Genomic DNA, 7,972 nt, shown 5'->3' with positions numbered 1-7,972 from the left:
CGCGATCCGTCAGCACGGCGATGCTGGCCCGCCCGGCGAAGGGCGGCGTGATGCGAAGCCGCGCGGCGTCGCCGGCGCTGTAGGCGCGGCGATCGGCGGCGACATCGACGCGGTCCGGCACCTCCGCCGATTCCGCCTGCGCCCAGCCGGCGCGGAAGCGGTAGCTGGCGATGCCCAATCCACCATCGGGCCCGCTGGGCTCCGTCACTTCCAGCCGGTAGCGGCCGAAGGACAGGGTTCGGGCGAAGCGGGCCGGCTGGCCGGGGGCGACCTGCACATCGGTGGAATCCACCGGCTCGTCGCGCCACACCGTCTCGTAGCGGGCCAGGCGTTCGCGCATCACGATCCGCCAGTCGGGCCGTTCGCGCACCAGCCGCACGCGCAGCGTGCCGGTTGTGGCGGCGCCATCCGGGTTCACCGCGGCGATGTCGAAGGCGGCCTCGGCGCCGTCATTCACCGCGCCGCCCTCGAAGGCGGGGCGGATGGCGAGCAGCGTGCCACGGGCACGCACCGGCAGCGAAAGCCGTGTGCCGCTGCTGCGGCCGCCCGGTTCCGACATCAGCACGGACACATCGGCGCGCAGCGGCCGCGTGGTGTCCGGCGCCTGGGGCAGCAGCAGGGCGAGCGTGGCCCGGCCCTCCGCATCCGTCTCCGGCACGTCGAACACCTGAAGGTCCGGCGTGAAGCTCTCGTCCATCAGGCCGAAGCGCCAGCCGCGCCAGGCCTCGAAGGGCTGCGGATCGACGCTCAGGCGCAGTTCCGCCGTGCCCGAAAGCCCGGCGCCGGGCGCGCCATACAGGAAGCGGGCGGCGACCGGAATCTGCATCTCCTGCCCGGGCACCAGCGTGCCGGGGGCGGGGCCAGCGGTCACTTCCAGCCGTTCCGGCACGAAGGCATCGACGCGGAAGGTCGTGGTGCCGATCGGCGGCGCGTTGGGGTCCGCCAGCACCTCAATTGTCCAGGCGCCGGCCGGCGCGCTGGCGGAAAGCGTCACGGGGGCGACGAAGGCGGCGCCCTGCACGCGGTCCGGCACCATCTCGAAAAACACCTGGCCGTTCGGGCGCTTCACCCGCAGCCGTACCGGCAGATCCACCGGCTGCCCGCCGCCATCGCGCAGCAGCGCGCCAACCTGCACCACCTCGCCCGGCCGGTAGATGCCGCGATCCAGCCAGAGGAAGGCATCGAGCGGCCCCGGATGCGGCCGTCCCTCCGCGCCGCGATCGGTCAGGTCGAAGGCGGCGGATTCCAGGTTCAGCGTGGCGAAATCCGCGCCCGAGAAGGCCTGCACCGCGACCGGCGCCAGATTGCCCGCACCGCGCAGCGCGGCGGCGTTGAAGCGCGCCAGCCCATCGGCATCGGTCTGCGCCTCGGCCAGGATGTCGTTGTTGCGCGCCAGCAGCACGACGCGCACGCCGTCCCGCACCCTGGCATCGGAGAAGCCGCGCAGCTGCACCGCCAGCCCCTGCGGACCGCGCCAGGCGGTGATGCCGAGATCGGTCGCCAGCACGGCCAGCGCGGCGCTGCCGGCCCGCTGCGTGCCATCGCCGGGCCGCGCCACCAGCACATACATCCCCGGCCCGGCGCTGCGCAGCGCATCCGGCAGCGGCAGGGCGGCGCGGGCCATGCGGTTGGGCTCCGCCCGCGGCAATTCGGCGCGGCCTTCCCAGACGACGGTGCCGAGATCCTCGGAAAGGTTCTCGCTGATCCAATCCTCCATCACCTGGCCCGGGCGCCAGTCGCGCATCAGCGGCACCAGGTTGCGCTCCGTCACGCGTACCAGCCGCAGATGCAGCGCGGAGACGTTCACCGTGGCGACCGTCACGCGCGGGTCCTGTCCTTGCGGCAGCAGGAAGGCGCGGCTGTCGAAGGCGATGCGGGCCGGGCGGTTCGGCATGGCGATGCGGTATGTGCGGTCGCGCTGCACGCGCAGCCCATCCTCCCCCGGCATGCCGGCGCGCAGCACCAGCTGCGTGGTCTGGCCCCAGGGCAGGCCGGCGATGCAGAGCACATCGCCTTCCCGCGTCACCGCCATGCCCGGCAGGGCAGGGTCCGCGCGTAGCCAGTCGCCCGGCTGCCAATCCGTTCGCCGCGCGGGGGCGGAGGTGAAGGTGAGGCAGGCGCGCGCCGGCTCGGCATCCGGCTCCGTCGTGATGCGGCGCACCAGCAGGCCGGCGCTGCGACGGGCGCTGCCCAGCGCCTCCCGGTGCCGCACTTCCTGCGGGGCGCGGTCGACCACGGCTTCCAGCGCCTCGATCTGCCAGACCGGCTGGTCCAGCCGGCCGAACGCCTCCGCCATCGCGAGCAGGGAGGGAATTTCGGGCGGACCGCCCGGCACCATCATATAGGCGCGCCACGCCGCCTGCAGCGCGCGCCGCGCCTCCGGCGGGGTGCGGGAAAGCTGGGCGCGGGACAAGGCGAGCCAGGTATCGCCATTGGCGTCGCCGGCGCCGACCCGCTCCTCCCACGCCGCGGCGGCGGCGGCCCAATCCTTGCGGGCCTCCGCGGCGCGCGCGCGGGCCTCGGCCTGGGCGCGCTGCTGGGGCGTGCCGCCGGCGGGGAAGCGCCGGCTCAGCGCGCTCTCATAGGCGCCGGCATCCTGGGCGAGGCCGGGCGGGTCGAAGGCCAGGGCGGGAAGCGGCAGCAGCCAGCCGAGCAGCAGCAGCAGGGGCAGCAACAAGCGGGGCGACATGACGGGCTCCTGCGCGGCGTTTTCCGGGCAGCATGGCATGGCCACCGCAGCCGTGCAGCCATGCCGAAGCCGCCGCGACGAAACTTTGTTTCGTGCGTCGCGACCGCAGATCAGGCCGGGGATGCCGCGCGGCAGGCGCCAGCGCATCCAGCCGCACCAGGTTGGAAAGGCCGGTGCCGATATCGCCGATGCGGGTGCCGAGGGTGCGAATTTCGCCCGGCTGGCGCAGGGCAAGGGCGGCACCGCGAGGCTGCCGCCGCGGGACCAGGGAATTGCGGGCGGCGGGGATCGAACCCGCATGGCACAGGGCCGAGGGTTTTTAAGACCCTTCCGTCTACCGTTCCGGCACGCCCGCCTTCACACCGCTTATGCCGCGCCGGCCCGCAACTCGCCAGGGTGGTCCTTCGGCACCGCATGCACCCCGGCACCGTCGGTGCAGGACGCCGCATGCGCCGGTGGCCTGTCCTGCGCCACATCCGTCTGGGGCAGGATCGTCTCGATCGGCCGCAGCACGGTCCACCACTCGCACTGCTCCTCCCGCCCCCGCGCCGCGCACCAGATATGGCCGAGGCCGAGCGGACGCATGCCGAGGCCGCGCAGCACGGCGCGGGAGGCCGCGTTGTCCGGCTGCACGGCGGCGCGCACCTCGCTGACCCCCATCTGGTTGAATATGGCAGCCAGCGCCGCCGGCGCAGCCTCCCGCATCAGCCCCTCGCGCTGGAAACGGTCGCCCAGCCAGTAGGTCAGCACGGCGCGGTTGCGGTCGGCCTCGGAACGTGCGGCACTGATCCAGCCGACAATTTCACCCCCATCACGCCGCGTGATGACCATGGGCAGCGCCAGCCCGGCCATCGCGGCGGCCCGGGCCTCACCCAGCCGCGCGGCCGCAGCCTCCGGCGCCAGATGAACCGGCCAGGATGCAAGTCGTGCACTGATCTCTGGCCCCATAAGGCCAGCAAGCGCCGCGGCATCTTCGGGGAAGGGCAAACGGAGGCACAGCCTTTCCGTGCATACATCCCGCCGTTGTTCTTCTGATGCGTTCATGCATCAAGATTGGCATCGTTAACGAACGCCGACCAGCCTCGTGATCAACCGGTGCGCGAGTCTTTTTCTTGGAAGATCAAAGAGGCGCGCTAGACTCCAGGGGCCATGCCGAACATGTGAACGGATCTCGGAAAAGGTTAAAAATCCTGCTTTTCCGTGATAACGCCCCTGCCCCGAGCCGCCTGTGCCGCCGAATCCGAGCGCCGGGAAGGCGGCATATTCCACCGTCCGCCCGCTGACCAGGGCGCCGGACCGGGTGGCGGCGGACACCGCCGCCGTTTCCGCCGCCGTGGCGCCGAACAGATAGATCGCGAGCGGCGCCGGGCGCGCGTTGATCCAGCCGATCGCGGCTGCCAGCCCCGCCACGGCCTCCACCGCCAGCACGGGGCCGAACACCTCCTCCCGCGCCAGCGCAGCGCCGGCGTCCGGGAAGGCGAGCGCCAAGGCGCGCTGCCGGCCGGGGCCATCCGGGCCGAGCGGTTGCAGCGCCACACCATCCACCAGCCGGTCCAGCCGCGCTGCCTGCGCGTCGCTGGCCAGGCCCGTCTCGGGCAAGGCGAGGCCGCTGGCGCGGCAGGCATCCGCGAAGGCCGCGGTGGTGTGGCCGACCAGCAGCACGGTGTCCGGCGCGATGCAGGTCTGCCCGGCATTCACCGCCTTGCCCACCAGGATATCCCGCGCCGCCACCGCCAGATCGGCGCCGGGCAGCACCACGGCCGGGCATTTGCCGCCGAGTTCCAGCGTCACCGGCACCAGGTTCCGCGCGGCCGCCTGCGCCACCTTGCGGCCGGTCTCGGTGCCGCCGGTGAACATCAGATGGTCCCAGGGCTGCGCCGCGAAATCGGCGGCCACATCCGGCCCGCCCAGCACGGTGGCGGCGACCTCCGGGCCCAGCGCGGCCTCCAGCACCTCCGCGATCAGGGCTGCGGTGCGGGGGACGCCCTCGCTCGGCTTCACCACCACGCGGTTGCCGGCGGCCAGCGCATCCACCACCGGCACCAGGGCCAGCTGCACCGGGTAGTTCCAGGGCGCCATGATGCCGATGATGCCCTTCGGCACCGGCTCCTCCCACGCCCGCGCCGGCCAGAAGGGGTAGGGCACAGCGGCGCGGCGGGGCCGCGCCCAGCTTTTCAGGTGGCGGCGCGAATAGCGCGCGGCATCGACGGTACACAGCACATCCGCCAGCAGCGTCTCCAGCCGCGACCTGCCGCCGTAATCGGCATCCAGCGCCGCGGCCAGATCCTCCGCCCGCGCCAGCAGGGTCTTGGCCAGCCGGTCCAGCAGATCCCGCCGCTGGTCCAGCGACAGGCGGCCATCGCGCGCTTCCACCGTACGCAGCCGCGCCAGCGCGCCGGCCGGGGTCTCCGCCGCCCTCACGCCGCGACGGCCTGGCGGGCCCGTGCGGAAAGCAGCGCGGCGGCGGCGGCCTCGCCGGAGCGGATGGCGGACTCGATCGTGGCCGGCAGCGCGGCGAGCGTCCAGTCGCCGGCCAGCGCCAGGTTCGGCAGCGGGCAGCGTGGCGGGGCCGGGGGCGGGTTCAGCCCGTGCCGCGGCGTGGCGCGGCGTTCGCGCACCGCGCGCGCGGGGGGTGGTTCCACCGGCCAGGCGCCGGGCAGGCCGAAGCGCAGCGCCGCCTCCCGCACCTCCGGCCAGATCTGCGAAACGGCCTCCGCATCGCTCAGCCCGACGCTGTCATCGGCGGCGCTGACGGTGACGGAGACGCCGGAAGGGCGCACCAGCACCCATTGCGCCAACCCGCCAAGAAGCCCGATGAAGCGCACCTCGCCCTCCTCGAGCCGGGTGAAATGCACGTTCAGGATGGGCGCATGCCGGGCCGGCACCGGCAGGCCGGGCAGCAGGCGCTGCGCCTCCCAGGGCGGCAGGGCCAGCACCACGGCATCGGCGGGGCCGACCGGCTGCGTCGCCGCGCCGAAATCCAGGCCGGTGACGCGGCCGCCTTCCTGCACCAGCGCGCGCAGCCGGGCCCCGGTGCGGAGATTGGCGCCGTGGCAGGCCAGCGTCGCCAGCGCCGGCGCCACCAGATCCGGCCCGAGGCCCTGGCGCGCCACCAGCAGCCGCGCCGCGCCCTTGCCACCCAGCCGCCGCAACACGGCGCCAAGCCGGCGGGCGGAGGCCTCACCCACCGGGGTGTTCAACGCGGCCACCGTCAGCGGCTCCACCAGCGCGCGCAGCAGCTTGGGGTGGTGGGCGAAGACCTCCGCCACGCTGCGATCCGGGCCGGGCAGCGCCAGGCGCAGCAGGGCCAACAGGCTACCCAGTGTTACCCCATCGGGCCGTTTCGCCGCATCGCCCCAGCCGAGCGGGGACAGTGCCACACGGCGCGCACTGCCATTCGCCAGATCCAGCACCGGCAGGCCGGTGGGCTCGGGTTCCACCCAGCCATCCCGCGCGCCGATCTGCACCAGGAAGCGCAGCGCCGCATGGTTGGCGCCGAGCAGGGCGTGGGTGCCGTTATCCGTGCCATCGGGCAGCGCGCGGCAGCGGCCGCCGGCCACCGGGGCGGCCTCATGCAGCGCCACGCGGCGGCCGCCGCGCACCAGGGCCAGCGCCGCCGCCAGCCCGGCCACGCCGGCGCCGACCACATGGACCGTCATGCCCGCATCCTCATGGGCGCACCGCCAGCCAGGCCATGCGCAGCTTCTCCGCCCGCCCCAGCCGCGGCCGCCGGCGCGGATGGGCGAAGCCGGCGGCCAGCATGCGGTCCAGCAGCCTGCGGTAGCCCCACATCATGATGCGCGCCGGTTTCATCGCCTTCGCGTCATGCTCCTGCAATTCCAGTTCCGCCCGCGCGAAGCCGGCCGCCGCCCGCGCCGCGAGGTCTTCGCAGCATAGCGCGAAATGCGGGTGCGCGACGATGGCCGAAGGGGTGCCGGGCGGCACGCCGTGGCGGGCCAGCGAGGAAGCCGGGACATAGACGCGGTCGATCGCCGCGTCCTCATCCACGTCGCGCACGATGTTGACCAGCTGCAGGGTGCGGCCGAGCGCCAGGCCGAAATCCTCCGCCCCCGGCGCGCCGAAGATCCGCACCGCCATGGCGCCGACGCTGCCGGCGACGCGGCGGCAATAGGCATCCAGCGCCGCCTCATCCGGCAGGCGCAGGCCGGGGGTGGCATCGGTCTCCATGCCGTCGATCATGGCGACGCATTCGGCCAGCGGCAGCGCGAAGGCGGCGCGCGCCCAGGCGAGTTCGGCGGACAGCGCACAATCCGCACGCACCAGCTTGCCGCGCCAGGCGGCCAGCAGGCGGCGCTTCTCAGCCTCCGGCATCGCGCCATCGGCAATGTCGTCCACCGCGCGGCAGAAGCCATACACGGCATACAGCGCCCGGCGGCGTTCGCCCTTCAGCACCGCCATGCCGCGGCCGAAGCTGCTGCCGGCGCGATCCACCCGGGCGCGCACCACATCGGCATCGCCGGGCGGCGGGCGCAGCAGGCCGGCGAAGGCGGCGGCGAAATCCACACGGCGCAGGGCGACGCGCCCGGCCACCGGGTCCGCCGCACGCAGCCGGGCCAGCAGGCGCCAGGCCAGCGCCAGCGTCACCGCCGCCTGGCGCTTCAGGCGGGATTGCAGCAGGCGCGGCAGCGGCGCCGCCACCTCCAGCGTTGCCTCCACCCGGTCCAGCGCCGCATCCAGCACGGCGCGGCGCTGCGGATTGTTGGGCGCGAAGAAGCCTCCCTCACCGCCCGCCAGCGCCATCCAGGGTTCGGGCAGGTAGATGCGGCCCATCGCCGTGCGGTCCGGCACCAGATCCTGCAGATGGTTCAGGATCTGCAACGCCGCGCACAGCGCATCGGCGGCCGGTTCGGCCTGCGGATGCGCCTCCCCATGCAGGCGCAGCAGCATGCGGCCAACCGGCGCGGCGGAGCGTTTGCAATAATCCTCAAGCGCCGGCCAATCCGGGTAGCGCTGCTGCACGGCATCCTGCCGGAAGGCCGAGAGCAGCACCCGCGCCTCCGCCGTGCCGACCTCGGCCAGCGGGCCCTGCGGGTCGTCCAGCAGGCGTTCCATGGCATCGAGGCGGGCCAGCTTGGCTGGCGGCGAAAGCTCCGGCGCATCGGCGATATCATCCGCCATGCGGGCGAAGCGGTAGAAGGCCATCACCTTCGGCCGCAATTCGGGCGGCAGAAGGCGGGAGGCGACCGGGAAATTCTCCGTCGTTTCCGTCCGGTTCGGCGGACCGGCGGCAAGCCCGGCCGCGAACTCGGACTGGTCCATGTT

General features: G+C 73.8%; 5 protein-coding genes and 1 tRNA gene. All 6 read right to left on the bottom strand.

Annotated features, from left to right (window positions below):
• Positions 1–2,689, bottom strand: a 2,689-nt coding sequence (locus Q8S30_RS17520; protein WP_305667304.1) for an MG2 domain-containing protein, incomplete at its 3' end; no start/stop codon positions are given.
• Positions 2,690–2,962: 273 nt separating this feature from the next.
• Positions 2,963–3,044, bottom strand: a tRNA-Leu gene (locus Q8S30_RS17515).
• 11 nt (positions 3,045–3,055) lie between these two features.
• A complete protein-coding gene (locus tag Q8S30_RS17510) occupies positions 3,056–3,733 on the bottom strand; it encodes a GNAT family N-acetyltransferase (RefSeq protein ID WP_304813401.1) in 678 nt (225 codons plus the stop codon).
• A gap of 18 nt (positions 3,734–3,751) precedes the next feature.
• Complete coding sequence (locus tag Q8S30_RS17505; protein WP_305667303.1) at positions 3,752–5,110, bottom strand: aldehyde dehydrogenase family protein; 1,359 nt, start codon at positions 5,108–5,110, stop codon at positions 3,752–3,754.
• Positions 5,107–6,348, bottom strand: coding sequence for an FAD-dependent oxidoreductase (locus Q8S30_RS17500; RefSeq protein ID WP_305667302.1), 1,242 nt, complete (start codon positions 6,346–6,348; stop codon positions 5,107–5,109). Before Q8S30_RS17500 ends, Q8S30_RS17505 begins: the two co-directional genes overlap by 4 nt.
• Before the next feature lie 10 nt (positions 6,349–6,358).
• A complete protein-coding gene (locus tag Q8S30_RS17495; RefSeq protein WP_305667301.1) occupies positions 6,359–7,969 on the bottom strand; it encodes a squalene/phytoene synthase family protein in 1,611 nt (536 codons plus the stop codon).
• Positions 7,970–7,972 lie beyond the last annotated feature (3 nt).

It is taken from the genome of Frigidibacter sp. (assembly GCF_030695035.1).
Taxonomy (GTDB): Bacteria; Pseudomonadota; Alphaproteobacteria; order Rhodobacterales; family Rhodobacteraceae; genus Frigidibacter.
Note: the sequence above shows the minus strand (reverse complement) of the source record. Positions and strands in the feature narration are given on the sequence as shown.